We start from the raw sequence: 24,317 nt of genomic DNA on the forward strand, positions 1-24,317 counted from the left end.
AGGTCCCGACCTCAGGTCCCCAACGGCACGCGCCAGGTCACCACCGTGCCGCCGCCGGCGCCCGGGCCTACCTCGAAGTTCCCGCCCAGGTCACGTGCCCTCTCGCCCATGTTGACCAGGCCGCCGCGGGCCGCGGCCGGGTCGGTGCCGACACCGTCGTCCTCGACGCGGATCACCACCTCGCCGTCGGCGGCGCGCACGGAGACGCGTACGGCGGAAGCGCGGGCGTGCCGCGCGACGTTGGACAGCGCCTCGCGCAGCACGGCCAGCAGCTCCGGCACCACGTCGTCGGGCACCGCGCTGTCGACCGGGCCGGACACGTCCAGCGAAGGCCGGAACCCGAGCGCGTCCGACGCCGCCTCGACCGCGTCCCGCAGCTCGGCCCGCAGCGACGGCCCGACCGGCGCCCGCAGCTCGAAGATCGACCGGCGGATGTCGCGGATGGTGGCGTCGAGGTCGTCGACCGCGGCGTTGATCCGCTTGGCGGCCTCCGGGCGCAGGGCGTGCGGCGCCACGCCCTGCAGCTGCATGCCGGTGGCGAAGAGCCGCTGGATCACGACGTCGTGCAGGTCGCGGGCGATGCGCTCGCGGTCCTCGAGCACCACCAGCTGCTCGCGCTCCTCCTGCGCGCGGGCGCGCTCGAGGGCCAGCGTGGCCTGCCCGGAGAAGCTCGACAGCAGCGCCGCGTCGTCGTCACCGCCGACCGCGGCCCCGGCGACGATCAGGACGCCCTGCGGCAGGTCGGTGCCGGCCAGCGGCGCGGCCATAGCCGGGCCGTCCGGCACCGGGCCGGGCCAGTCGGCCACGTCCCCGAGCACGGCCCCGTCCGTGAGCGCGTCGACGTCGACGGCGAGCACCTTGCCGACCATCGCGTCCGCCCCGTCGGCGACCTCGATGGTGTAGCGGGCGCCGTCCGGCTCGCCGAGCAGCACCAGCACCAGGTCCGCCTCGGCGATCTCCCGGGCGCGGCGGGCGATGAGCTGCAGCGCCTCCTGCCGGCGTACGGTCCCGAGCAGCACGGACGTGATCTCGGCGGCGGCGGAGAGCCAGCGTTCGCGGCGCTGCGCGAGCGCGAAGAGGCGGGCGTTGTCGATGGCCACGCCGGCGGCCGCGGCGAGCGCGACCACGATCTCCTCGTCGTCGTCGGTGAACTCGGCGGCGCCCTGCTTCTCGGCCAGGTACAGGTTGCCGAAGATCTGGTCCCGGGTGCGCACCGGCACGCCGAGGAAGCTGTGCATCGGCGGGTGGTGCGGCGGGAACCCGTACGAGCGGGGGTGCCGGGTGATGTCGGGCAGGCGTACCGGATGGGGGTCGGTGATGAGCAGCCCGAGGACGCCCCGGCCGTGCGGCAGGTCGCCGATCCGGGCGTGGGCGGCGGGGTCGATGCCGTGCGTGATGAAGTCGGACAGCTGCCGGCGGTCGGGCCCGAGCACGCCGAGAGCGCCGTAGCGGGCGCCCACGAGGGCGCACGCCGCTTCGACGATGCGTTGCAGCGTGCTGCGCAGGTCGAGGTCGGTGCTGATGCCGACGACCGCGTCGAGCAGGGCGCGCAGCCGTTCCCGGCTGGTGACGACCTCGCCGACCCGGTCGAGCATCTCCTGCAGCAGCTCGTCGAGGCGGACGCGCGACAGGGGGGTCAACCCGAGCGAGGGCGGCTCGTTCATGGCCCGATCGTATCGAGCGGGACACGGGACCTTGGACCCTTTGTGGGCGGGCCGTCGCCGGGTAGGAAGGAGACATGATCCGTGTCTTCCTGCTCGACGACCACGAGGTGGTCCGCCGGGGCCTCGCCGACCTGCTGCACGCCGCCGGGGACATCGAGGTGGTGGGTGACTCGGGTTCGGCGCAGGAGGCGGCGCGGCGGATCCCCGCGCTGCGGCCCGACGTGGCGGTGCTCGACGCACGGCTGCCCGACGGCAACGGCATCGACGTGTGCCGGGACGTGCGTGCCGTCGACTCGTCGATCAAGGGGCTGATCCTCACCTCGTACGAGGACGACGAGGCGCTGTTCGCGGCGATCATGGCCGGCGCCTCCGGCTACGTGCTTAAGCAGATCCGCGGCACCGACCTGGTGGACGCCGTGCGCCGGGTGGCGGCCGGGCAGTCGCTGCTGGACCCGGCCGTGACGCAGCGCGTGCTGGAGCGGATCCGGCACGGGGTGGAGCAGCCCCGCGAGCTGGCGTCGCTGACCGACCAGGAGCGGCGGATCCTGGAGTTCGTGGCGGAGGGGCTGACCAACCGCGAGATCGCGGGGCGCATGTTCCTGGCGGAGAAGACGGTGAAGAACTACGTGTCGAGCCTGCTGGCCAAGCTGGGGCTGGAGCGCCGTACGCAGGCGGCCGTGCTCGCCACCAAGCTGCTCGGCGACCACCCCCGCTGACGGGGCGTCAGGCTCCCGCGAGGATCAGCCTGCGCAGGACGGGCGCGGCCGGTTCGGTGAGCGACAGGACGACCCGGGTCCGCTGCTGCGCCGCCGGGTCCTCGGTCACCTGGCCGCGCAGGGCGCTCGCGTCGACGCGCAGGCCCAGCATCGGGGCGTCGGCGGGGGTCACCGCACCAACCAGCACCGCCGCGGCCAGCGGGTCGTGCAGCGGCACCCGCCGTTCGCCCAGCACCCGCTCGTAGTGGTCGAAGTAGGCGGTCAGCATCTCCGCCAGGGCGGTCCCGAGCGGCGTGCCGTGCGCCCGCAACGCCTCCTGGTCCGCGAGGGCGAAGCGGTGCTGCATCGTGACGTCGAGCGGCACCAGCGTCACCGGCCAGCCCGCCGCCAGGACCTCCGCCGCGGCCTCCGGGTCGCCGGCGATGTTCGCCTCGCCGTGGCCGGTCACGTTGCCCGGCACCCGGACCGCCCCGCCCATGACCGTCACGTCGCGGATCAGCTGCGGCAGGCGCGGCTCGCGGCGCAGTGCGACGGCCAGGTTGGTCAGCGGCCCGGTGGCGAGCACCCGCAGCGTGCCCGGGCGTGCGCGGGCGAGGGTGATCAGCAGATCCGCGGCGGTGACCGGGACCGGGTCGGTCCCGGCGCGCGGCAGGACGACACCGCCGATGCCGTTGCCGCCGTGCACCCGCTCCGCGCCGCCGGCGAAGATTCCGTCGATCGGGTGCCGGGCCCCTTCCGCGACGGGTACGTCCCCGCGCCCGGCCAGGGCCAGCAGGTCCAGGGTGTTGCGGGCGGCCTGGCCGGCGCCGATGTTGCCGCTGACCGTGCCGACCCCGAGAAGGTCGACGGTGCGGAGCAGCAGGGGGAGCGCCAGGGCGTCGTCGACGCCGGTGTCGCAGTCGAGGTAGACGGGGTCGGTCATGGGGGCAACGTTAGGGCAGGGGGCCTGCGGGGGTAGGTACCCGCCCATGACGGACTACGGCATCCACTGTTCCCACGAGCAGATCCCGCCCGCCGGCCTGCTCGAAGCTGTCGTCGCCGCGGAGCGGGCCGGCTTCGACGCCGCCATGTGCTCCGACCACTTCTCGCCGTGGAGTGAACGCCAGGGGCAGTCCGCCTTCGCCTGGTCGTGGCTCGGCGCCGCGCTGCAGGCGACGAACCTCTCCTTCGGCGTGGTCAACGCGCCCGGCCAGCGGTACCACCCGGCGATCATCGCCCAGGCGGTCGCGACGCTGGGCTCGATGTTCCCGGGCCGGTTCTGGGCCGCGCTGGGCACCGGCGAGTACAGCAACGAGCACATCACCGGCGATCCCTGGCCTCGCAAGGAGGTGCGCAACGCCCGGCTGCGGGAGTGCGTCGACGTCATCCGCGACCTGCTGGCCGGCGAGGAGGTGAGCCGCGACGGGCTGGTCACGGTGGACCGGGCCCGGTTGTGGACCCGGCCCGAGACGCCCCCGCCGCTGATCGGTGCCGCCGTCAGCACCGAGACCGCCGCGTGGTGCGCGGGCTGGGCCGACGGGCTGGTCACCGTCAACGCGCCCGAGGAGCACCTGCGCGCGATGATCCGCGCGTACCGGGACGCCGGCGGGCGCGGGCCGGTCTGCCTGCAGGTCCATCTCAGCTGGGCGGCGACCGAGAAGGAGGCCGAGGAGATCGCGTACGACCAGTGGCGCAGCAACGTCTTCGCGCCGCCGGTCTGCTGGGACCTGGAGCTCGCGGAGCACTTCGACGTGGTGTCCGAGCACGTCACTCTCGACCAGGTGCGCAAGGTGGTGAACGTCTCCGCCGACCTGGACCGCCACATCGAGTGGCTGCGCGGCTATGCGGCGCTCGGCTTCGACCGGATCTACCTGCACCATGTCGGCCAGGACCTGCTGCCGTTCGTGGAGACGTTCGGCGCGAAGGTGCTGCCCGCGCTGCGTCAGGGCGTACCGGAGAGCTCGTTGTAGGCCTGCGCCCGCTCCTGGCCGGACAGCGCGGCGATGGCATCCATGATCTGGTCGGTCGCCTCCCGGCGGGCCCGCGCCGCGCTGCCGGCCGGCGGGCCGAAGCGCAGCGGCTCGCCGAACCGGACGGTCACCCTGCCGGGCCGCGGCAGCCGCTTGCCGACCGGCTGCACCCGGTCGGTGCCGATCACGGCCACCGGGACCACCGGCGCGCCCGATGCCAGGGCCAGCCACGCCACCCCGGTCCGTCCGCGGTAGAGCCGGCCGTCACGCGACCGGCTGCCCTCCGGATGGATGCCGAACGCGCGGCCGTCCTTGAGGACGGTCAGGGCAGTCTCCAGCGACTCCTGCGCCGCCCGGTGGGTGCCGCGTGGCACGGGGATGGCGTCCACGGCGGTGAGGATGGTGCGGCTCAGCCGGCCTCGCAGGCCCGTACCGGTGAAGTACTCGGCCTTGGCCAGGAACGCGACCGGGCGCGGCGTCATCAGCGGGATGAGGAAGCTGTCCAGGAAGGACAGGTGGTTCGCGGCGAGGATCACCGCGCCTTCGCGGGGGAGGTGGTCGAGGCCCTCGACCACCGGACGGAACATGACCCGCGACAGCGGCACGAGGACGGCGCGGGCGAGGCGGGGCATCAGCATCAGGACTCCAGGTACGCGTCGACGGCCGTGCGCAGCAGGGCGTCGGCATCGTCGGTCCCGACCACCTCCAGGCTGCCCCAGAGGGAGAGCTGCGCGATGCCGTGCAGGTTGGCCCAGAAGGCGCCGGCCGTGGCGAGCGCACCGGGGCGGTCGGCGCCGAAGAGGCCGGCGAGCACCGAGAAGAGCGGCTTGCTCGCCTCGCGCAGTCCCTCCCGGTTGCCGCTGAGCAGCTCGTGGCGGAACATCAGCTCGAACATGCCGCGTTCCGTACGCGCGAAGTGCAGGTAGAGCCGGCCGAGGACGAGCAGGCCGTCGCGCGGTTCCCCGCTGAGGTCCAGCGCCGCGACCTGCGCGGAGAACCGCTCGTAGCCCACGCGCGCGACGGCGGCGAGCAGGTCTCGATGGGTGGGGAACCAACGCCGCGGTGCGCCGTGCGACACACCGGCGCGGCGGGCGATCTCCCGCAGCGTCAGGGCGCCGGTGCCACGCTCGGCGACCAGTTCCACTCCTGCGGCGACCAGGCGGACACGCAGATCCTCGGACATAGACAGTGTCTACCCGACTTGGTAGACACTGTCTACCCCCCTCGCCGGTCGAGCAGTTGGGCCAGGTGCACCGCAGGCCGGCCGCGCAGGTCGGCGACCTGCGTACGGCAGGAGAACCCGTCGGCCAGCACGACCGCGTCCGGGGCGGCGTCCAGGGCGGGAAGCAGGTTCTGCTCGGCCACCGCCACGGACACCTCGTAGTGCCCGATCTCGACGCCGAAGTTGCCGGCCAGGCCACAGCATCCGGCCAGCCTCCGCACCCGGGCGCCCGCGGCGGCGAGCAGGTCGGCATCGGTCTTCCAGCCGAGGACGGCGTGCTGGTGGCAGTGCGGCTGGGCGACGACGTCCACGCCGGACAGGTCGGGCGGGGACCAGCCGGGGGTCTGCGACAGCAGCTCGGCGAGGGTGCGGACGGACCCGGCGACGGCGGCGGCATCCGAGGAGCCCGGAAGCAGCTCGTGGATGTCGGAGCGCAGCACGGCCGTACAGGAGGGCTCGATGCCGACGATGGGGATTCCGGCCCGGGCGTCCGGGGCCAGGGCTGCGACCGTACGCGAAAGGATGCTCTTCGCCGAGTCGAGCTGGCCCGTGGTGATCCAGGTCAGGCCGCAGCACACCGATCCGGACGGCAGCCTCGGCTCGTATCCGGCGGCGCGCAGCACGCGTACCGTCGCCTCGGCGACCTCGGGCGAGAAGGCGTCGGAGAAGGAGTCCGCGAAGAGGACGACCGGTTTGCCACCGGCAGCGGGTGCGAAGGTACGCCGGAACGGGCGCCGGGCGAACGCCGGGACCGAGCGCCGCCGGTCGACCCCGGCCAGCCACAGCAGGAACCCGCCGAGCACGGGCAGCCGGACGCCGAGGTTCGCCAGCCGCGGCGTGCGCCCGGCCAGCCGCGCCCAGAACGGGAGCCGGCCCAGCGTGTAGTGCGAGCGCGGCCGCCGCCGCCCGCGGTAGGTCTGGTGCAGCACTTCGGACTTGTAGGTGGCCATGTCGATGCCGGTCGGGCAGTCCGACGCGCAGCCCTTGCAGGACAGGCAGAGGTCCAGGGCGTCGTGCACCGACGGGTCCGACCAGGCCAGCTCGCCGCGCACGACCTCCTGCAGCACCCGCGCGCGTCCGCGGGTGGAGTCCTTCTCCTCACGGGTGGCCAGGTACGACGGGCACATCACGCCACCGGCGGCGGAGTTGTCGGCACGGCACTTGCCGACGCCGGTGCAGCGGTGCACGGCCTGACCCAGGTCGCCGCCGTCGTGCGGGTACGCCAGCGCGAGCCCCTGCAACGGGAAGCGCCCGGCGGGCCGCACGTCGGCATCCACAGGGTCCGGGTCGACCAGCACGCCCGGGTTGAGCAGGTTGCCCGGGTCGAAGGCGTGCTTGATGCCGGCGAACAGCGCGATCGCCTCGGCGGAGTACATGTGCGGCAGCAGTTCCGAGCGGGCCCGGCCGTCACCGTGCTCGCCGGAGAGGGAGCCGCCGAACTCGCCGACGAGCCGCGCGGCATCGGTGAGGAAGTCGCGCATGACCTTCGTGCCGCCGGGCTGGTCCAGCGGGAAGTCCAGGCGTACGTGCATGCAGCCGTCGCCGAAGTGGCCGAACGGCGCGGACGTCATCCCGTAACCGGCGACCAGCTCGTCGAAGCGGGCCAGGTACGCGCCCAGCCGCTCGGGCGGGACCGCGGCGTCCTCCCACCCGGGCCAGGCCGGCCGGTCCGACGGGGCGCGCCCCGCCAGCCCCGCCCCGTCCTCGCGGATCCGCCACAGCCGGGCCTGGGTGGCGGGATCGGTGACGACCAGCGCGTCCGTGCCGATGCCGTCGGCGGCGAGGCGCCGGGCCCGGGACTCGACCTCGCCGGGGTCGTCGCCGGCCAGCTCGACGAAGAGCCAGGCGCCGCCGCGCGGCAGCGGCGGGACGGCGTCGGCGCCGCGCCGGGCGCGCAGCACGTCGAGCAGCCGGGAGTCGAGCCCCTCGCAGGAGGTGGGGCCGTGCGCGACCACGGCGGGGGAGGCCTCGCCGGCGGCCACGATGTCGGGGAAGCCGAGGACCACGACGACCCGCACGGGGGAGTCGACGACCAGCTTCACGGTCGCCCGCGTGATGACCGCGAGCGTGCCTTCCGAGCCGACGAGCGCCTGCGTGAGGTCGAACCGCTCTGGCAGGAGGTGCTGCACCGCGTACCCGGAGACCTGGCGGCCGAAGCGGTCGAACTCGGTGCGGGCCGTGGCCAGGTGCCTGCCGATCACCGTGCGGACGGCGTCGATCACCGGCTCGGCGCCGTGCACGCCGTCCGGCCCCGTGGTGAGCCTCTCGCCGGCGGCGGTCAGCAGCTCCAGTCCCGCCACGTTGTCGGAGGTGCGCCCGTACGCCAGCGAGCGGGAGCCGCAGGCGTTGTTGCCGATCATCCCGCCGATCGTGCACCGCGGATGCGTCGACGGGTCCGGTCCGAAGCGCACACCGTGCGGTGTGACGGCCTTCTGCAGGACGGCGTGCACGGTTCCCGGCTCCACGACCGCGGTCCGGCTCTCCGGGTCCACCTCGAGGACCCGGTTGAGGTGGCGGGAGAAGTCCAGCACGATGCCGCGGCCGACCGCGTTGCCCGCCACCGAGGTGCCGGCGCCGCGGGAGGTGATCGGCACCCCGGTCTCCCGGGCGACGGCGAGGGCGGCGGCCACCTCGTCGACGTGTCGCGGTCGCACCACGGCGAGCGGGGGGATGCGGTACAGGGAGGCGTCGGAGGCGTACATGCCCAGGGTGCCGGCGTCGGCGCGCACCTCGAGCCCGGCCTGCTCCAGTGCCGTCACCACGTGATCCATAAGTAACATGTTACTCATGCCCGCACTCCGCCTCCCGCCGCAGGCTCCGTCCCTCGCCGAGGCCGTCGCCGAGGCGGTCCGCGACGGCATCGCCGCCGGCGAGCTGGTGCCGGAGACGACCTACTCCGTCTACCAGCTGGCCGACCTGCTCGGCGTCTCCCGCAGCCCGGTCCGGGAAGGGATGCTGCGCCTGGCCGAGGCGGGTCTCGTCGAGATCCGGCGCAACCGCGGCTTCCGCGTCCTGCGGCCGCGGGCGCACGACGTCGAGGAGATCATCGAGATCCGCCTCGCCCTCGAACCGCCCGCCGCCCGCAAAGCAGCCCTGATCGGTACGGACGAGCAGCACGCCGCCATCCGCTCGGCGCTGGCCACGATGGCGGACGCGGCCGCCCGGGGCGACGACGCGTCCTTCTGGCCGGCCGACCGTACGCTGCACGACCTGCTGCTGCGCGCCTCCGGCAACGCCCGCGCCGCCGCCGTCGTTGCTCAGCTGCGCTCCACCACGGCCCTGCTCGGCCCGCCCACCACCGCCAGCGGCCGGACCCTGAAGCAGATCCACGCGGAGCACGAGCCGGTGGTCACCGCCGTGCTCGCCCGCGACGGCGCCGCGGCCGAGACCGCGATGCGAGCCCACCTGGAGGCGACCGGCGCCGCGCTGCTCGCCTCCTACTCGGCCAGGTCGAGCTGATAGAGCACCGACTGGTGGGTGGGGGCGTAGCCGAGGACGTCGTTGAGCCGCCGCATCGCCACGTTGCTGTCGGCGAAATCCGTGAGCAGGCCGGCCACCTGCGGGTGCGCGTCGTGGATGTGCACGATCGCGGCCGCCTTCATCCAGCGGGCGAGGCCGCGCCGGCGGTGCTCGGGCAGCACACCGGTGCCGTAGTGCTGGGCGTCCCCGCCCTTCTCGCCCGGCACCACCAGCTCGGTGAAGCCCGCGATGGCGCCGTCCTGCTCGGTGACCGCGGCGACCGTACACAGGATGTCGCCGCGCTTGTCGACCGCCGCCGCGATCGCACGGACCCGGTCCACGTCCCAGGACTCCGCCGCGACGCCGGCCTCGTCCATCGGCATGTCGTCCATCGCCCGCCGCGAGGCGGCGAAGGCGGGCGCGAGGTCGCCGGCGACCGTGCCCTCCCAGCTGATCAGCCGATATCCCGGATGCGGCTCCCCGGCGAGGGCGGTCAGTCGCCCGATGTCCGCCTCGGCCATCGCCAGCCGCGCGAACGTCAGGTCCAGCACCGGGCGCAGCCCGCGAGCCACCAGGAAGGGTGACCCGCCGGCGACCGGCCCGGCCATCACCGACCTGCGCCCCAGCTCCCGGGCCGCGGCCGTCGCCGTCTCGAACAGCGCCGTGCCGACGCCCCGCCGCCGTTCCGCCGGATGCACCCGCACGTCCGCCTCGGCCCGGTCGGTGGCGCCTGGGGCGGTGAAGACCCGCAGGTACGCGACGCCGAGCGGATCCCCGTCACCACCCGTGGCGACCCAGGCCAGCCGGTACGACGACGATCCGGGCTCGGGCTCCCGCCACGGCGTGATCTGCACCGCCTCATTATCCGACGGGCGGTGCCCACCCCGGGCGGGGGATTAAGCAGAAAGGGTGACCGGCGGGGTCGGCGAAGACGTCGCCCGCCAGCCGGGTGGCACCCAGGGCGAGCACCGCCTCGGCCGCGGTCTCCAGGTCGTCCACCATCACATCGAAGTGGATCTGCTGCGGCGTCGCGGGGTCGGGCCAGGTGGACCCGCGGTGGCCGGGAGCGCGCTGGAACGCGATGCCCGAGGTGCGGTCGTCGGTGGAGACCACCACGAAGTCCTCGTCACGATAGGTGACGGGCCGGTCGAGCAGCCGGCTGTAGAACGCCGCCAGCAGCTCCGGCTCGGGGCAGTCGAGGATCACGTGGTGCAGGCGACCGATGGCCATGGTCAGTGATTATGCCTTCTCCGGGGCGGCCGCTCCGGCTGTCGTGAGGCCGATCGCGGTGGCGGCCAGCATGCGGGTGAGCGTGGGCCGGAACGGCGGGAAGACGCGAGCGATCTCGGGCTCCTGCGCGTACAGCTCTCGCAACGCCTCGGGCGGCCGGGTCAGGGGGAACAGCTTGGCGACGAACGCGCCGGCCGCCATGACCATCGCGGCGCCGTCCGCCGGGGCCAGGGGCGGGCAGGCCGCGGCTATGTGCCGGCCGACCTCCATGTACGTGTCGATGGCCCACCTCTTGTGGACGCGCAGGGCCGCCACGGTCACGTTGTGCTCGAACAAGGTCTCCACGTGCGTGGTGAGGTCGCAGTAGAGCGGGCGGTCGGCGAACGCGTCCGCGAGCGCCGACGCCACCGCGGGGGCACCGCCGGCACCGGGGAGGGCGGATGTGACGGCGGCCGCCCACTGCGTTCCCTCCTCCCTGGTGAGGCACAGATAGATCTCCTCGCGGGTTCCGAAGTAGCGCAGCACATTGGACTTCGCGAGCCCGACGGCCGTGGCGATGTCACCCAGGCTGACCCAGGCGACCCCCGACTCGAGGGCCAGCCGGCGGGCGGCGTCGAGGATCGCCTCGCGGCGCTGCTCCTTCTGGTCGGGACGCCGGGCCCGCTGGAACCGATCCTGCATGCCCCTGAATCTAGCGAAGGGATACCGGAACGGCGTTCTCTTGTTAAAGAAACGGCGTTCTGCTAACTTTCGGTGCCATGACATCAACCTCCGCCGATCTCGGCGAGACCATCGACGCGTTCGTCGCCGCCTTCAACGAGCCGGCACCCGACCTCGACCGGGTCATGGCGTTCTTCGCCGAGGACGCCCGGTACCTTCCGGGCAGGAAGCCCGAGCTGCGCGGGCGCGCCGCCATCCGGGCGGCGTTCGCGCCCCAGTTCACCGGCCGCTTCGGAAGATCGACCTTCGACGTCTACGACCGCGTCATCGACGAGTCCCGGCGCCGGGCGACGATCCGGTGGGCGTGCCGGCTCGACCTCACCGGCGACCGCGGCCGGCGGGCGACGCCACTGCTGCGGTGGTTCGCGCGGGCCCGCTACGGTGGACGGCTGCAGTGGCATGGCCTGGACGTCTTCCACTTCGACGCAGAGGGCCGGATCACGGGCAAGTTCACGTACGCGATGTTTCGTCTGCCTCTCTGGGAAAGGGCGGTGCCGGTTTGACCGCGGACGCGGACGACCTCACCCGGCTTGCGGCCGACATCCGGGAACGCGAGCTGCTCAGGTCCCGCAAGGCCGGGATCCTCGCCGCCGTCGCCGAGCTGACCCGGCACCTGGACGAGCTGCGCCGCAGGCACGCCGTCGAGCAGCGGGACGTCGACCGGCTGGAGAGCCTCTCGCTGACCCGGCTCCTGGCGAGCATCGGCGGCTCCCGGGAACAGGCGCTCGACCGGGAGCGGGCCGAGGCCGAGGCGGCGCGCTACCGGGTGGCCCAGGCGCAGGACCGGCTGGACGCGCTTCGCGCCCAGCTCACGGAGGTCGAGGCACGCCTGGCCGCGACGTCGACCGCGCCGGCCACGTACCAGGCGCTGCTCGCGGAGAAGGAACGGCAGCTGCGCGCGAGCGGCACCGGCCCGGGCGCCCGGCTGACGGAGCTCGCCGAGCAGCGCGGCCGCCTCACCGCCGAGCTCAAGGAGCTGACCGAGGCGGACACCGCCGCCCGGGCCGCCGCGCACGCCCTCGCCGAGGCGAACGAGCAGCTCGAATCGGCCGACGGCTGGTCCACCGCCGACACCTTCCTGGGCGGCGGCGGGCTGAGCAGCATGATCAAGCACAACCGGCTCGACGACGCGGCCGCCCGCGCCGCCGAGGCCGACCGCCGCCTGGCGGTGCTCCGCGCGGAGCTGCGCGACGTGGACCTGGCACTGCCGGAGCTGGCCGGACAGCTCGAGCTGGACGGCTTCACCCGGTTCGCGGACGTCTGGCTGGACAACATCTTCACCGACCTGTCCGTCCGCGGGCAGATCAAGGACGGCCTCGGGCAGCTGGGCCACGCCGCCCGGCAGGTCGGCCGGATCCGCGCCGCGCTGGCCGCCCGGATCAGGGCGAGCCGCGACGGGCTGGAGCTGCTCGACCGGGAACGGGCGGCCCTGCTGCAGCCCTGACCACGGGTGCGGTCAGCCGAGAACGAGAAGCGCAGCGTTTCGCCGGCCATGAGATCGTGGTGAAGTCGCCGGATCCGGATCCGGGTGCGGGCTGTCGGGGCAGACCTCGCCCCAGCCGAGCGCGTCGGTCCAGCCCGAATGGGTGGCGTAGGGACGCTCCAGCCGCAACGTCGAACGATCACCCGACGCGGCCAGGACGCCGTCCCAGCCCTCCTCCGGCTCATTGCGGATCTGCTGCACGATCATCGGCTCGCGGCCCCGGACGATCACGACACCCGCGCCCGTCAGGACATCGGCCACCCGGTCCTGCGGGGCGTCGACCCGCAGCTCGACCGAGAGATGCCAGGGCGCGTCCACCGCGTCCGCGAACCGGCACGTGCGGACGACGGACGCCGTGATGCCGGCGTCGCCGAGGGGATCAAGGTACTTCCCCGCGAGAACCGCCTCCAGATCGTGGACGTCACTGCCCGAGCCGCAGCCGGCCGCCAGCCCCACGACCACCGACACGGCCACGAGCCGCATCCCACCTCGCATCATCGACCCCCGTCACATCGACCCCCGCCACACCGAGCGACACCCTAGCCGGTTCCTTCGCGCCATGATCTTCGGTTCAGTACAGTGCGGACATGGCGAACCCGCGGCAGCACATCATCGCCGAGCTCGGCGTCAAGCCGGTGATCGAGCCCAAGGTGGAGATCCGGCAGCGGGTCGACTTCCTCAAGGACTACTTGCGGTCGACCCCGGCCGAGGGCTACGTGCTGGGCGTCAGCGGCGGTCAGGACAGCACGCTGACCGGCCGGCTGTGCCAGCTGGCCGCCGAGGAGCTGCGCGCCGAGGGCCGGGCGGCGACCTTCGTCGCGGTGCGGCTGCCGTACGGGGTGCAGGCCGACGAGCACGATGCGCAGATCGCCCTGGAGTTCATCCGCCCCGACCGCTCGGTCGCGGTGAACGTGCAGCCCGGCGCGGACGCGGTCGCCGCCGAGACCGCCGCCGGCGTGCAGGAGACCCGCTTGCGGGACTTCGTGCGCGGCAACATCAAGGCCCGCGAACGCATGGTGATCCAGTACGCGATCGCCGGCCAGCTGAACCTGCTCGTCGTGGGCACCGACCACGCCGCCGAGGCCGTCACGGGCTTCTTCACCAAGTACGGCGACGGCGGTGTCGACGTCACCCCGCTGACCGGCCTGACCAAGCGCCAGGGCGCCGCCCTGCTGCAGGAGCTCGGCGCCCCGGCGAGCGCCTGGCAGAAGGTGCCGACCGCCGACCTCGAGGACGACCGCCCCGCGCTGCCCGACGAGGTGGCGCTGGGCGTCACCTACCAGCAGATCGACGACTACCTCGAAGGCGCCGACGTCCCGCCGGAGGCGGTGGCGCGGATCGAGTCGGCCTATCGCGCGACCCGGCACAAGCGCGCCCTGCCGGTGACGCCCCTCGACGAGTGGTGGCGGCGCGACGCCTGACCGGTCAGGATCGGAGAAGCGCCACGAGCCCGGGCGGTCCTAGTCTTCCCTCAACCGGCCCGGCGCCACGCCGAGCCCCGAACTGCAGGGGTGACGAGCGATGCCCACCAACACCACGAAGACCGCCGACGGCTTCACCGCCGAGGAGCGCGCCGCGATGAAGGAGCGCGCCGCCGAGCTGCGCGCCGAGGGCAGGAAGGGCGCCAAGCGAGCCGACGGCCTGCAGGCGGTCCTGGACCGGATCGCGGAGATGGCACCCGAGGACCGCGCGCTCGCCGAGCGCGTCCACGTGACGGTCACGGCGGCCGCCCCGGACCTTGCCCCGAAGACCTGGTACGGAATGCCGGCCTACGCCAACGCCGACGGCAAGATCGTCGTCTTCTTCCAGGACTCGGGCAAGTTCGGCTACCGCTACTCCACCCTCGGCTTCCAGGACCCCGCCCACCTCGACGACGGTGACCTGTGGCCGGTGGCCTACGCCCTGCGGCAGTGGACCCCCACAGTCGAGAAGAAGGTCGCCGAGCTGGTGAAGACCGCCGTCTCCTGAACGCATGGACCGTGCCGGACCGCGTGGGGATTCCGCAGCGGCCGGTTCACATCGAGCGGGCCATGACGGCGGCCTCGTGCAGCTGGGCCGAGCCCTCCCGCTCCCGGCCGTGGTGAGCCATCCACAACGCGAGCTCGACCTTGCGGGCCACGCACCACGCCGCGATCCGGCCGGGCTCGAGGTCGAGGTCCTCGGCCAGCAGGGCGATGCGCGCGCGCAGCACCTCTCCCGGGTCCGGGCAGGCGTACGGGTCGTCGATCTGTTCCAGCAGCGGCCACACGTCGTAGGCCGGGTCGCCGATCATGGGCTTCGGGTCGATCGCCAGCCAGGTGTCCGCGCTGGACAGGATGTTGCCCGGGTTGAAGTCGCCATGGAGCAGGACCTCGTGCGGGGCCGAGGCAGGGAGGTCGCGGAGCAGGCGGGCTCCCTCCGCGACCAGTCCGGGGTCGTACGCCGGGCGCAGGCGGGACATGCGCTCCTCGACGAGGTCCGCCCAGTCGGCTGTCACGTCCACGAGGGACTCGATCGGGTCGGCGGGGGTCGCCTCCGGCAGGCCCGCCGCCCAGAGGGTGCGCAGGACCGTGGCGCCGATGTGCAGCCGGTCGCGGGGCGGTGCGTCGTGGGCCGCGAGCTGGTCGCCCGGGTCGCAGCGGTGCAGGATCAAGGCGTGCCGGGCGGGGTCGTGGCCGAGGAGGCGGACCGCGCCCCGGCCTGCCCACAGGCGCAGGGCGGCCGGTTCGCCGTACATCTCGCGGTGCGGCCAGCCGATCTTCACGATGACGGGGGTGCCGTCGGGGAGGGTTGCGGGTGCGACCCAGCTGCAGCTGCCGCCGTGCAGCGGGGCGGCGAGGGTGAGGCCGAAAGTGTCGCGTACCTCGTCGATGAGCCGCGGCAGGTTCTCCAGCCAGCGGCGGGCCTCCGGGTTGCGGGACAGCTCCCGGACCACCGGCAGGTCCGCCGGGACGGTCACCACGGGATGGGCCCGTAGTCCTTGAGGAAGCAGCCGTAAAGGTCCTCGCCGCGCTCGCCGCGGACGATCGGGTCGTAGACCCGGGCCGCGCCGTCGACCAGGTCGAGGGGGGCGTGGAAGCCCTCGTCGGCGAGGCGCATCTTGGTCGGATGGGGGCGCTCGTCGGTGATCCAGCCGGTGTCCACGCTGGTCATCAGGATGCCGTCGGCGAACAGGTCCTCGGCGCTGGTGCGGGTCAGCATGTTCAGCGACGCCTTGGCCATGTTGGTGTGCGGGTGCCCGGCGCCCTTGTAGCCGCGGCTGAACACGCCTTCCATCGCCGACACGTTGACGATGTAGCGGCGCCCGAACGGCGAGCGGGTCATGGCCTGGCGCAGGCGGCTCACCAGGATGAACGGGGCGGTGACGTTGCAGAGCTGCACCTCGAGCAGCTCGAGCGGGTCGACCTCGTGGACGCGGTCGCTCCAGCTGTTCGTGGGTGCGAGGTCCGGCACGAGACCGCCCGCGTCCACGGCGGTCGAGGCGGCGATGCGCTCCGGGCTGGCCGAGCCGCCGGTCAGGGCCAGCGCCGTCAACGCGTGCGGGCTGAAGGTGGCGGGTCCGGTGAGCGCCTTGGGGTGCAGCGCCGGGTCGTGGCCGCCGAGGTACTCCAGCTCCGGCAGGGGGCCGTCGGGCAGGGGCGCCGACTCGGCTGCCACCAGGGCGCCGTACGAGCCGGGGGAGCGCCGTACCGTCTGGGCCGCGTTGTTGATCAGGATGTCCAGCGGCCCGCGGGCCGCGACCGAGTCGGCCAGGGTGACCACCTGGGCGGGGTCGCGCAGGTCGATGCCGACCACCCGGAGCCGGTGCAGCCAGTCCGCGCTGTCCGGCATGGCCGCGAACCGGCGGACCGCGTCGTTCGGGAACCGGGTGGTGATCGTCGTGTGCGCGCCGTCGCGCAGCAGCCGCAGCGCGATGTACATGCCGATCTTGGCCCGGCCGCCGGTGAGCAGGGCCCGCCGGCCGGTCAGGTCGGTGCGGGCGTCGCGGCGCTCGTGGTTGCGGGCCGCGCAGGCCGGGCAGAGCTGGTGGTAGAACGCGTCGACCTGGGTGTAGCGCTGCTTGCAGATGTAGCAGCCGCGCGGCTGCTTGAGGATCCCGGCGACCTGGCCGGTGGTCCCGGTCGTGAGCGCCAGCCCGGCCGTCTCGTCGTCGATCCGGGTCGGTGCGCCGGTCGCGGTGGCGGCGGTGACGGCCCGGTCGTTCGCGAGTACGGCGTCCCGGCGGTCCCTGCGCCGCCGCAGCTTCACCGTCTTGAACAGTCCGGCGGTGGCCCGGCGCACGGCGACCGCGTCCGGGTGCTCGGGGTCGAGGGCCTCCGCCTCGGCGATGACGGCCAGGCAGAGCGCGAGGCGCTCCGGGTCGATGCCCGCGTGCGGCGGCGCGGCGTCGGCGCGGCCGCACGCGGTGGCGGTCTCGTCAGCTGTCGCGGTCATGCTCATCCCGTCCGGTAGAACCCTGGTACTCCGCAGGGCACTGTACTGACCGCGCCGCCCGGGCCGCTCCCCGGCGGGTCAGGCGGAGGGCTCGCGGTGGTCGCCGAGGTCGGCCGTCGGGCCGAGGTCGCCGAGGTTCCGGGGCCGCCGCGGAGCGTCCAGGGTGAAGCCCGGTGGTGGCGGTGGCACCGAGGCAGTCGCCCGGACGGGTGCCGACGGCGGGGCGGCCGGGGGCCACGCCGGGATCTGCTCCTCGACGGTGATCCGGGCCGGCGCCGGTCCCGGGGCGGACCCGGCCACCGGCAACCCCGCCACGGGCAGGCCCACGACGGCCGCCCACGGCTCGGGCTCGGGGGCACGATCCGCCGGAGCCGGAGCCGGAGCCGGAGCCGGAGCCGGAGCCGGAGCCGGAGCCGGAGCCGGAGCCGGAGCCGGAGCCGCAGCCGCAGCCGGCGGTGCTGGGGCGGGCGGGACACCGGCCTCTTCCCGGGCCGCGTGCCGGCCCACCGACACCGTCGGGAAGAGCTCCTCGTCCTCGTACTCCGCCAGTCCCGCCCGTTGCTGCAGCCTGCGCAGCGGCCCCGGGGCCCACCAGGCCGCGTCGCCCATCAGGCGCAGGACGGCCGGCACCAGCAGCATCCGGACGACCGTCGCGTCGAGGAACAGGGCGAGGATCATGCCGACGCCCACGAACCGCATGGTCGACACCGAGGAGAGGGCGAACGCCCCCGTCACCACGATGAGCAGCACGGCAGCCGCGCTGATCACGCGGCCGGTGCGGGCCAGGCCGGTCGTCACCGCCTCCGCCGTCGACGCGCCGCGGGTGCGTGCCTCCACCATGCGGGAGAGCAGGAAGACCTCGTAGTCGGTGGACAGGCCGAAGACCACGGCGGCCATGAGGACCACGATGCCGACCTCGAGCGGGGCGGGGGTGACGCGCAGCAGGTCCGCGCCGTGGCCGTCCTGGAAGACCCAGACGAGGATGCCGAAGGTCGCGCTGAGGCTGAGCGCGCTCATCAGCACCGCCTTGACGGGCAGCAGGATCGAGCCGAACGCCAGGAACATCAGCAGCAGCGTGGCGCCGACCAGCAGGCCGACCATGAGCGGGAGGCGGTCGGCGGTGGCGCTGAGGCTGTCGACGTTGCGGGCCGTGGTGCCGCCCACCAGGACCTGGGCGCCGTCCGGCGGGGGCAGGTCGCGGATGCGGTCGACCGCCGTCCGCGCCGCGGCGCTGAACGGGTCCTTGTCGGCGAGCGTCGCCGTGTACGTGACGACGTCGCCGCCCTTGCCCGCCGGCGTGATGTCGGCGATGCCCGGCAGTTTGCGTACCGTCGCCGCGAAGTCGTCGGCGCCCGCCGGGCTGCCACCGGAGCCCCGGAGGACCACCTGGATGCCCGCGCTGCTCAGCGCCGGGAAGTCGCGCTTGAGGGTCTCGACCGCCTGGCGGGCCGGTTCGGTGGCGGGTAGCACGCGCTCGTCGTTCTCGCCGAACTGCACGCCGCGGATCGGGGCGGCCAGCACCAGCAAACCGGCGAGGATCGGCAGCGTCACCAGCACCGGGCGGCGCAGCACCTTGTCGGCGAGGGCGGCCCAGCCCGAACCCGCGGGACGGCGGTCGCGGCGGCGCGGCAGGCGTACCGGAAGCTTGTCGACGCGGTGACCCAGCACGGCCAGCAGCGCCGGCAGCAGGGTGAGCGACAGCAGCGCGGCGAGGGCCACGGCGGCCAGGCCGCCGTAGGCCAGCGACTTGAGGAAGCCCTGGGGGAAGAGGAGCAGGCCGGCCAGGGCGGTCATCAGCAGCGTCGCGGAGAAGACCACGGTGCGCCCGGCGGTGGCGACGGTACGGCTGACCGCCTGCGCCGGCGTACGCCCGGACCCCTGCTCCTCCCGGAACCGCCCGACCATGAACAACCCGTAGTCGATCGCCATGCCGAGCCCGAGCAGGCTGGCCACGTTGACGGCGAACGAGTTGACGTCGTGGCTGCCCGCGATCGCGTTGAGCACGCCCAGCGAGCCGAGCACCGCGCAGCCACCGACCAGCACCGGCAGGGACGCGGCGATCAGGGATCCGAAGATGAACAGCAGCAGGATCAGCACGACCGGCAGCGAGATCGCCTCGGCGAACGCGAGGTCCTCGGTCGAGCGGGCGGCGGACGCGTCGCCGAGCGGCGCCCCACCGGCGAGCTGCACGGAGGCGCCGCCGACCGCGAGCTTGTCGCCGATCTCGCGGAACGCCTCGAGCTTCTCACCGTCGTCGTCGCCCGCCAGCGTCAGGACGGCTACCGCGCTCTTCTTGTCGGCCGCCGCGTACTGGGCGACGTTGCCGGGCCAGTAGCCGGTGACGCCGACCACCGCTGACTTGGGCAGCGCCGTGAGCCTGGCCTCGATGCTCCGGCCCAGCGCGGCGTCGTCGATCGAGCCGTGGGCGGGCCGGTAGATCACCACGACGTCGCCGTCGCGGGCGCCGAGCTGCTCGCGGACGACGGCGGCGGCACGGCTCGACTCGCTGCCCGGGTCGGTGTAGCCGCCCTCGGAGAGCCGGCCGAACACCCCCATGCCCCAGACCCCGGCCGCCGCGACCGCGATGACCGCGAACGCGAGCACCGCCCAGCGGAACCGGGCCACGAACGATCCCCACCCGGCGAACACCGATTCCCCCTTCACTGCGGCTCGCGCACCCCTTGCGGGGGGATCAGCGCAGGGTCGCCGCCTCGAGCGAGACGCCGCCGCAATCCGAACTGAACGAGTCCTCGGTGACCCAGCTCAGGTTGAGCTTGCCGTTCTGCGGCGCCCGGTACGTCACGACGAACGCGACCGTGTCCAGGTTGTTGCCGCGCTGCTCGAAGCTGCTGCTGGCGCTCGGCCCGCCGGTGGACAGCTTGGCGGTGAGCCGGCCGCGCCCGGCGAGGGCGCCGACGTAGAGCTTGAGGGTGCGCGTCGACGTGGCGGCCGGTGCGGAGATGGTGAAGCCGTTGCCCTTGCCGCAGGTGCGGATGCCGGTCGGGGTGCCGTCGGAGTTCTTCACCGGGTTGCCGTCGCCCCACTCGTAGCGCTGCGGGCTGAAGCCGTGCCGGAACCGCGGTGCGGTCGGTGCCCCCTCGAGGATGGCGAAGTCGCCGGCGGCCTTGCGCTCGAGCGAGAACGTGCTCTGCTGGCCCCAGTGCACCCAGTCGCGGCGGCCCTCGCCGGAGAGGTCGACCACGTCCGGGATGCCGGTGCGGGAGATGGAGACCGTCCCGTTGAACGCCGGTGAGGGGCTCTCCTTGCGGTCCGGCGGCTTGGTCGTGGTCCCGCTGGGCGACGGCGACGGGCTGTCGGAGGCGCTGGGCAGCGGGATCGGGTACTGGTCCGGCGGGTTGAGCGGGATGTCGCCGAGCGCCGGCGGCTGCACCGGGAGGGAGACGGGCTTGTCGTCGTCGCGCACGGCCCGGGCGATGACGAAGCCGAAGGCCACCACGATGAGCACGCCGGCCAGGATCACCGAGGCGGGCATGAGGAACTCGCTCAGTCGGCGCGGCCGGTCCTGCAGCAGCTCGGGCGGCACGGCCGCGCCCCTGCGCCCCGCGGTGCGGTAGCCGTAGCCGCTGCGCGGCGGGACAGGCGGGTAGGGCCTGCGGTGGCCCGCGTCGGTCGGGCGCTCCCCGGGCTGTGGCTGGCGACCAGTCGTACGGTCGTCGTCCGGCAACCGAACCTCCCGGTCGTTCTTGCTGGTCCTGGCGCTGTTCCCTCGCTGCGCGCGGCGGGGGAGGTACACCGTCTCACCTTGTGTGAGTGACTGAGAAGAGCGAAATGAGTAACGAGCCGTTTAGTTGATCACCCGGCTCGGCGGTTCGGCGGAGGTCCGGGCGAAGCAATGTCCGCCGAGGAAGTACGGTGTCCGAAGTTTCCCGCGTGTCCTACGACAGGAGAAGTCAGTACAGATGAGTGTCCAGGACAAGACCGCAGGCCAGCGTCGCGGCCAGGCGCTCACGGGCGCGCTCGCCGGGGTGGCGGTGATCGCCGTGCTGGTCGCGGTCTTCGTCGGCATCAAGGTGGCGGACGACGACGACGCCAAGCAGCCCGCGGCGGCACCCGCGGCCACCGAGCCGGCCCAGGCCCCCAGCCAGCCCGCCCCCGCCGCCGAGCCCAGCGCGCCGGCCGCGCAGACCCAGCTGGACCCGGCTCTGAAGGAGAAGCCGGTCGTCAAGGCGGGCAAGGGTGACGTCACCAAGCTCGTCGTGAAGCAGCTCGTCGCCGGCAAGGGCCCGGCCCTGACCGCCGGGCAGACCATCCAGGCCAACTACGTCGGCGTGACGTACAAGGACGGCAAGCAGTTCGACTCCTCCTGGGACCGCGGTCAGCCCGCCGAGTTCCCGGTCGGCGTCGGCCAGCTCATCAAGGGCTGGGACGAGGGCCTGGTCGGGGTCAAGGTGGGCAGCCGGGTGCAGCTCGACATCCCCGCCGAGCTCGCGTACGGGGAGAAGGCCACCGGCGGCCGTCCCGCCGGCGACCTGCGCTTCGTGGTCGACGTGCTGGCCGCGCAGTAACGCCTCAGAGCTCCCGCACGATGACGTCCGCCTGACGGGGGCGGCCCGCAGCGACGGGCCGCTCCTCGACGGTGTACTTCAGGTCGCGCAGCGCGGTCAGCAGCTCGTCCACCGAGCCCGGCGCCGCGCCCTCCTCCGCGAGCGCGCGCACGAGCCGGCCCTTGGTGGCCTTGTTGAAGTGGCTGACCACCGAGCGGCGCGGCTCACCGTCGACGACCCGCTCGTGCAGCACCCGCAGCGCCACGGCCTGCGGGCCGGGCGCCCACATCGCCGCGTAGGCCCCGGAGCGCAGGTCCAGCACCGGGCCCGCAGCGCTCAGGTGCCGGGTCAGGGCGGTCTTCCAGTACGGCGTGAGCCCGCCGATCCCGGGCAGCGTGACCCCGGCCGAGCACCGGTACGCGGGGATCCGGTCGGTCAGCCGCACCACGCCCCACAACCCGGAGAAAACGACGGCCCGCCCGTCCAGCCACGCCCGTGCCGGGGGCGCGAGGGCCGCCACGTCCAGCGCCTCGTAGAGCACCCCGGTGTAGACCTCGGCCGCCGGCGCCGCGGGTGCGGTGGCCAGCTCGGCGTTGCGCTCGAGCTCGCCGCGCTGCCCGGCGCTGAGCCCGAGCACCTCCAGCGACTCGGCGACCGCCCGGGCACTGCGCCGGCGGCTCATCGCCGCGAGCCTGCCCAGCACCCGCTTGCGCGCGGTGGCGAGCTTCGGGAGCCAGAGAGCGGCGGGGTCGACGGGCTCGCCGGAGGCCGGTGCGGTCTTGCCCTCGGACGGCGGCAGCAGGATGAGCACGCCGCGAGGTTACAAGCCGGCCCGCCGCTCAGTCGCGCGGCGTCCCGGCCAGCGCGTCGGCCACCGTCTCGTAGACGTCCAGGGTGGGGATCAGCCCGACCGTGCGCAGCAGGCCGTGCAGCCACTCGCCCGGGGCGGCCAGGCGCACCCAGCCGCCGGCCGCAGCGGCCCGCCGGTGCCCGACCACGAAGGCGCTCAGCCCGGTCGAGTCGCAGAACTCGACGCCGGACAGGTCGACGACGATGCGCGGCTGCGGGCGGTCGACGACCTGGTCCATGGTGGTACGCAGAACCGGAGCGGTGTCGAGGTCGAGGGTGCCGCGCACGGTCACGACCACGGATTCGTCCGGATTGCCGATGACGGACACGTGCACGATCGGTCTCCTCGCATCTACGGAGACTTCACTCTGCCCACTCAGGGCCGCCGCGGAACCTGCGGGACCGTGATCGTCGTCCGGACGGTGGCCTGGTCGATGTCCGTGGTGCGGACCGTGAACGTGACGTCGTAGGTGCCGGGCAGCGGGAACGTCAGCGCGCCCATGGCGTCGTTGCGCGGGTTCAGGGGCAGCATCGGCTGGGTGATGGGCTCCAGGTCCTGCCCCTGCAGCCGGGTCGTGACGGTCCACTCCTGCGCCGCCAGGGGCTTGCCCTCAGGCGTGTACGTGAAGCCGTGCACCGTGTTGTTCTCGCCGATCTCCACGGGATAGACGGAGTACTGGAGGGTGAACAGGTCCGAGGTGAGCGTCTGCGACACGCCCTGCTCGGCGGGGGCCCGGCGCTCGGCCGTCGCGGTGCGGCCGGGGGTCGTCTGCACCAGCACCGCGCTGAGGCCCAGCACCACGACGGTCCCGGCGAGCTCGATGCCCACGGTGCGGCGCAGCGGCCCCGGCCCGGCGGTGAGCACGCCGGCCCGCTGGACGAAGCGCCGGGCCACCGCCGCCACGGCGAGGACGCCCGCCAGCAGCGCGATCTTGCCGAGCAGCAGCCGCCCGTACGCGGTGCTGTACAGCGCGCCGACGGACCCGAGCTGCACCACGGCCTGGACCACGCCCGCGCCGGCCAGCCAGACGACGGCCAGCGCGGCCCAGCGCGACCAGACCGGCAGGATCCGGCCCAGCACCCGCGGGTGCGCCCGGCGCAGCAGGAAGACCGCCAGCGTGACCAGCCCGCCGAGCCATCCCGCCATCGCGGCCAGGTGGACCACGTCCGCGGCGACGATCGCGCCCCGCAGCGGCGACTCGGCGGCGTGCCCGGTCAGCGGCCAGGTCGTCAGCCCGCCCAGCCCGAGCAGGACCAGCGCCGCCCCGCGGGCGCGCCCGCCGGTGCCGCGCAGCACGGGTGGCAGCAGCCCCGCGGCGACGGCCAGCACCGCGAGCCGGGCCAGCAGCGCCAGGCCGTACGGGGTGGCCAGCACGTCCGCCAGCTCGGTCACCGAGACGTCCCACCAGGGCGCGCCGCTGCTGGCCGGAGCCTGGGTCCACAGCGAGCCCAGGGTCGCCGCGGCGGTGCCGACCAGTCCCGCGCGGACCAGCAGGACGGGCCCGCGCCGGGACAGCCGCCGGGGCCACAGCAACGCCAGCAGCAGCGCCGGGCCCACGATCAGCGTCAGGCCGGCGTACCCGGCGATCTTGAACAGGGGACCCGCGACCGTGACCGACGGATGGACGCCGGTGGGGTCGCTCTCGGCGGGCCGCGCCGAGGGCGCGCCGACCGAGAACGTCATGGCGCCGCCGACCGGGTGACTGTCGGCCGAGATGACCCGGTAGCTGACGACGTAGGTGCCCAGCGGCTGGCCGGCACGGCGGATCTGGATTTTCAGCAGCGGCCCGGCGGCGGTGACCGTGCCGGTGATCCGCTTGCCGTCCGGCGCGAGCACCTGCGTACGCCCGGGAACAGGGGTGACGGCCTCGCTGAAGCGCACCACGATCTCCGCCGGGGGAGCGTTCACCACGCTGCCCGGCTCGGGCGTCGCCGCGACCAGAGCGGCATGCGCGCTCGCCGGCGCGGCCGGACCCACGACGGCGAGACCCATCAGGAGCATGATGAGTACGCGTAGAGCCCGCGGCCCCCCAGCCGCCTCAAGCCGTGTCACGTGAGGTAGTTCGGATCCTCACCGGGAAAGGTTCAATCCGAACAGCGACGATAC

At 73.9% G+C, this 24,317-nt stretch carries 24 protein-coding genes; 8 read left to right on the top strand and 16 right to left on the bottom strand.

The annotated features are described in order from the left end of the window. Positions 1 to 11: 11 nt before the first annotated feature. Positions 12 to 1,664, bottom strand: a complete 1,653-nt coding sequence (locus AB0J80_RS31555; protein WP_364712235.1) for a GAF domain-containing sensor histidine kinase — start codon at positions 1,662 to 1,664, stop codon at positions 12 to 14. Between the two features lie 74 nt (positions 1,665 to 1,738). Between AB0J80_RS31555 and AB0J80_RS31560 the strand changes: the two genes are divergently transcribed. Further along, a complete protein-coding gene (locus AB0J80_RS31560; RefSeq protein ID WP_364712238.1) occupies positions 1,739 to 2,380 on the top strand; it encodes a response regulator transcription factor in 642 nt (213 codons plus the stop codon). A 7-nt stretch (positions 2,381 to 2,387) separates the two neighbouring features. Here the strand turns inward: AB0J80_RS31560 and AB0J80_RS31565 are convergent, their stop codons facing one another. Next, entirely contained in the window at positions 2,388 to 3,302 is a 915-nt protein-coding gene (locus AB0J80_RS31565; RefSeq protein ID WP_364712240.1) for a nucleoside hydrolase, read from the bottom strand. A gap of 46 nt (positions 3,303 to 3,348) precedes the next feature. Here AB0J80_RS31565 and AB0J80_RS31570 point away from each other — a divergent pair, with 46 nt between their 5' ends. Then, complete coding sequence (locus AB0J80_RS31570) at positions 3,349 to 4,329, top strand: TIGR03885 family FMN-dependent LLM class oxidoreductase (RefSeq protein ID WP_364712242.1); 981 nt, start codon at positions 3,349 to 3,351, stop codon at positions 4,327 to 4,329. Here the strand turns inward: AB0J80_RS31570 and AB0J80_RS31575 are convergent. The 3 genes from AB0J80_RS31575 to AB0J80_RS31585 are packed head-to-tail and all read right to left on the bottom strand — an operon-like array spanning position 4,302 to position 8,322. Then, positions 4,302 to 4,967: a lysophospholipid acyltransferase family protein gene (locus AB0J80_RS31575; protein WP_364712244.1), complete on the bottom strand. Its 666-nt coding sequence runs from the start codon at positions 4,965 to 4,967 to the stop codon at positions 4,302 to 4,304. The genes AB0J80_RS31570 and AB0J80_RS31575 overlap by 28 nt on opposite strands. Continuing rightward, positions 4,967 to 5,512: a TetR/AcrR family transcriptional regulator gene (locus AB0J80_RS31580; RefSeq protein ID WP_364712246.1), complete on the bottom strand. Its 546-nt coding sequence runs from the start codon at positions 5,510 to 5,512 to the stop codon at positions 4,967 to 4,969. The genes AB0J80_RS31575 and AB0J80_RS31580 overlap by 1 nt, the downstream gene beginning before the upstream one ends. A gap of 32 nt (positions 5,513 to 5,544) precedes the next feature. Continuing rightward, entirely contained in the window at positions 5,545 to 8,322 is a 2,778-nt protein-coding gene (locus AB0J80_RS31585; protein ID WP_364712247.1) for an FAD-binding and (Fe-S)-binding domain-containing protein, read from the bottom strand. Between the two features lie 16 nt (positions 8,323 to 8,338). Here AB0J80_RS31585 and AB0J80_RS31590 point away from each other — a divergent pair, with 16 nt between their 5' ends. Further along, entirely contained in the window at positions 8,339 to 9,010 is a 672-nt protein-coding gene (locus tag AB0J80_RS31590) for a GntR family transcriptional regulator (protein WP_364712250.1), read from the top strand. Here AB0J80_RS31590 and AB0J80_RS31595 read toward each other — a convergent pair. From AB0J80_RS31595 to AB0J80_RS31605, 3 genes are read right to left on the bottom strand one after another with little or no spacing between them, the layout of a single operon-like run. After that, positions 8,989 to 9,864: a GNAT family N-acetyltransferase gene (locus AB0J80_RS31595; protein ID WP_364712253.1), complete on the bottom strand. Its 876-nt coding sequence runs from the start codon at positions 9,862 to 9,864 to the stop codon at positions 8,989 to 8,991. The genes AB0J80_RS31590 and AB0J80_RS31595 overlap by 22 nt on opposite strands. A 7-nt stretch (positions 9,865 to 9,871) precedes the next feature. Further along, positions 9,872 to 10,240, bottom strand: a complete 369-nt coding sequence (locus AB0J80_RS31600) for a VOC family protein (protein WP_364712255.1) — start codon at positions 10,238 to 10,240, stop codon at positions 9,872 to 9,874. A gap of 9 nt (positions 10,241 to 10,249) precedes the next feature. Next, positions 10,250 to 10,921, bottom strand: coding sequence for a TetR/AcrR family transcriptional regulator (locus tag AB0J80_RS31605; protein ID WP_364712257.1), 672 nt, complete (start codon positions 10,919 to 10,921; stop codon positions 10,250 to 10,252). Positions 10,922 to 10,998: 77 nt separating this feature from the next. On the opposite strand from AB0J80_RS31605, the gene AB0J80_RS31610 reads away from it, so the two are divergent. Together AB0J80_RS31610 and AB0J80_RS31615 are read left to right on the top strand one after the other, a co-directional pair. Further along, positions 10,999 to 11,463, top strand: a complete 465-nt coding sequence (locus tag AB0J80_RS31610) for a nuclear transport factor 2 family protein (protein ID WP_364712259.1) — start codon at positions 10,999 to 11,001, stop codon at positions 11,461 to 11,463. Further along, positions 11,460 to 12,404 (top strand): hypothetical protein, encoded by a 945-nt coding sequence (locus AB0J80_RS31615; protein ID WP_364712262.1) that lies wholly within the window; start codon positions 11,460 to 11,462, stop codon positions 12,402 to 12,404. Before AB0J80_RS31610 ends, AB0J80_RS31615 begins: the two co-directional genes overlap by 4 nt. Positions 12,405 to 12,416: 12 nt before the next feature. Here AB0J80_RS31615 and AB0J80_RS31620 read toward each other — a convergent pair whose 3' ends face one another. Continuing rightward, a complete protein-coding gene (locus AB0J80_RS31620; protein ID WP_364712264.1) occupies positions 12,417 to 12,926 on the bottom strand; it encodes a hypothetical protein in 510 nt (169 codons plus the stop codon). Between the two features lie 104 nt (positions 12,927 to 13,030). Between AB0J80_RS31620 and nadE the strand changes: the two genes are divergently transcribed. After that, a complete protein-coding gene (gene nadE, locus AB0J80_RS31625) occupies positions 13,031 to 13,864 on the top strand; it encodes an ammonia-dependent NAD(+) synthetase (protein WP_364712266.1) in 834 nt (277 codons plus the stop codon). A 100-nt stretch (positions 13,865 to 13,964) separates the two neighbouring features. Further along, positions 13,965 to 14,411, top strand: a complete 447-nt coding sequence (locus AB0J80_RS31630; RefSeq protein ID WP_364712268.1) for a hypothetical protein — start codon at positions 13,965 to 13,967, stop codon at positions 14,409 to 14,411. 46 nt (positions 14,412 to 14,457) lie between these two features. On the opposite strand, the gene AB0J80_RS31635 is transcribed toward AB0J80_RS31630, so the two are convergent. The 4 genes from AB0J80_RS31635 to AB0J80_RS31650 form a co-directional block, all read right to left on the bottom strand. Next, a complete protein-coding gene (locus tag AB0J80_RS31635) occupies positions 14,458 to 15,384 on the bottom strand; it encodes an aminoglycoside phosphotransferase family protein (protein ID WP_364712270.1) in 927 nt (308 codons plus the stop codon). Next, positions 15,378 to 16,856 carry an SDR family NAD(P)-dependent oxidoreductase gene (locus tag AB0J80_RS31640; RefSeq protein ID WP_364712273.1) on the bottom strand — a complete coding sequence of 493 codons (1,479 nt, stop codon included), beginning with the start codon at positions 16,854 to 16,856 and terminating at the stop codon, positions 15,378 to 15,380. The genes AB0J80_RS31635 and AB0J80_RS31640 overlap by 7 nt, the downstream gene beginning before the upstream one ends. 78 nt (positions 16,857 to 16,934) lie before the next feature. Next, positions 16,935 to 19,505, bottom strand: a complete 2,571-nt coding sequence (locus AB0J80_RS31645; RefSeq protein WP_364712274.1) for an MMPL family transporter — start codon at positions 19,503 to 19,505, stop codon at positions 16,935 to 16,937. 43 nt (positions 19,506 to 19,548) lie between these two features. Beyond that, positions 19,549 to 20,610 carry a hypothetical protein gene (locus AB0J80_RS31650; protein WP_364712277.1) on the bottom strand — a complete coding sequence of 354 codons (1,062 nt, stop codon included), beginning with the start codon at positions 20,608 to 20,610 and terminating at the stop codon, positions 19,549 to 19,551. A gap of 166 nt (positions 20,611 to 20,776) precedes the next feature. Between AB0J80_RS31650 and AB0J80_RS31655 the strand changes: the two genes are divergently transcribed. Then, positions 20,777 to 21,382 (top strand): FKBP-type peptidyl-prolyl cis-trans isomerase, encoded by a 606-nt coding sequence (locus tag AB0J80_RS31655; RefSeq protein WP_364712280.1) that lies wholly within the window; start codon positions 20,777 to 20,779, stop codon positions 21,380 to 21,382. A gap of 4 nt (positions 21,383 to 21,386) precedes the next feature. Here AB0J80_RS31655 and yaaA read toward each other — a convergent pair whose 3' ends face one another. From yaaA to AB0J80_RS31670, 3 genes are read right to left on the bottom strand one after another with little or no spacing between them, the layout of a single operon-like run. Next, positions 21,387 to 22,172 carry a peroxide stress protein YaaA gene (yaaA, locus tag AB0J80_RS31660; RefSeq protein WP_364712281.1) on the bottom strand — a complete coding sequence of 262 codons (786 nt, stop codon included), beginning with the start codon at positions 22,170 to 22,172 and terminating at the stop codon, positions 21,387 to 21,389. Between the two features lie 28 nt (positions 22,173 to 22,200). Next, positions 22,201 to 22,545: an STAS domain-containing protein gene (locus tag AB0J80_RS31665; RefSeq protein WP_364712283.1), complete on the bottom strand. Its 345-nt coding sequence runs from the start codon at positions 22,543 to 22,545 to the stop codon at positions 22,201 to 22,203. Positions 22,546 to 22,586: 41 nt separating this feature from the next. Beyond that, the gene (locus AB0J80_RS31670) at positions 22,587 to 24,203 is read right to left on the bottom strand and encodes a copper resistance protein CopC (protein WP_364712284.1); all 1,617 of its coding nucleotides are present in this window, start codon (positions 24,201 to 24,203) and stop codon (positions 22,587 to 22,589) included. Positions 24,204 to 24,317 lie beyond the last annotated feature (114 nt).

The sequence above is a fragment of the Actinoplanes sp. NPDC049548 genome (assembly GCF_040676695.1).
In the GTDB taxonomy this organism is placed as follows: Bacteria; Actinomycetota; Actinomycetes; order Mycobacteriales; family Micromonosporaceae; genus Actinoplanes.